Source organism: Zooshikella ganghwensis DSM 15267 (genome assembly GCF_000428585.1).
Taxonomy (GTDB): Bacteria; Pseudomonadota; Gammaproteobacteria; order Pseudomonadales; family Zooshikellaceae; genus Zooshikella; species Zooshikella ganghwensis.
In genome coordinates, this window is sequence record NZ_AUAF01000403.1 from 1 (window position 1) to 1,165 (window position 1,165).

General features: G+C 34.8%; 1 protein-coding gene. It reads left to right on the forward strand.

Annotation, left to right across the window (positions count from 1 at the left end):
• Positions 1-216 precede the first annotated feature (216 nt).
• Entirely contained in the window at positions 217-990 is a 774-nt protein-coding gene (locus F607_RS0127350) for a metallophosphoesterase (RefSeq protein ID WP_027710506.1), read from the forward strand.
• Positions 991-1,165 lie beyond the last annotated feature (175 nt).

Below are 1,165 nucleotides of genomic sequence, written 5' to 3' on the forward strand. Positions count from 1 at the left end.
TTGAGTTTGTGTACAATATAAAGTGCCGAGGAAAAAGCTTACTTAATGATCTAATAGAGCTATTGATATAACCCCCTAGGAATCCATATAGAGCCCTTTCGTTTTAACAGAACTTGTTCCTCAATGACATCCAATACATCACTGGCTTAAGTGTATAATGAAGTATTAAGCACTCCCTTAGTTTATCTAGAGAAGAATTGGGGTTGTGATATTGCAATGAAAATACAGTTGTTTAGTGACTTGCATTTGGAGTTTGGTGCTTATCTACTGCCCAAAACTGAAGCGGATGTAGTTATTTTGGCAGGTGATATTAATCTAGGTGTAAAGGGTGCTCAATGGGTCCTTGATACCTTCTCATCGCAACAAATTATCTATGTATTAGGTAACCATGAATATTATCTCCATAGTTATCCAGGGTTACTCACAGAGCTATACAACTATTGCCAAGATACAAATATACATCTATTAGAAAATAGCTCTTTTCAGCTAGAAAATGTTATTTTCTACGGTGCCACATTGTGGACAGACTTTAATCTATTTGGTAGCGATTATAATGTAGCAAAAACTTGTCAACAAAGGATGAATGACTATAACTATATTTATCATTCTAATCATCAATCAGCATTGACTGTTAAAGATACTGCCATTATACATCAGCAGTCGGTCAACTGGTTAGATAAAAAACTGTCTGAAGATAAATTACTTTCTGCAAATAATGTAACTAATCCTTTAATTCGCATCGTTGTATCTCATCATGCACCTAGCTTTCAGTCAATTCCACTAAATCAAAATCAAGATTATATCAGTGCCGCGTATGCGTCGAACCTTGAATGGTTGATAAAGAAAACGCAACCAAATTACTGGTTTCATGGTCATATTCATAGATCACAAGACTATATGGTAGATAGCTGTAAGGTTATGTCCAATCCAAGAGGTTATCCCATAGCGATAAACCCTGGATTTAATGAACAATGGATAATAGATGTTTAAGAGTATGCGTAAAATAAAAAAATATTTATTACTAACAAATATAGTAACAGTATTTACATTAAGTTTTTGTCAAACGACTATAGCCCCTTATGTCAGGATAGTTGTCGCCTCACCTGAAGTAAAAATCTAAAGAAAGGGGCGCAGGTGAATGATGAGTGAAGCGCGTATCAAAAGA

Coding starts and splice junctions, on each gene's coding strand:
- F607_RS0127350 (WP_027710506.1), top strand. CDS start 217: ATGAAAATACAGTTGTTTAGTGACTTGCATTTGGAGTTTGGTGCTTAT.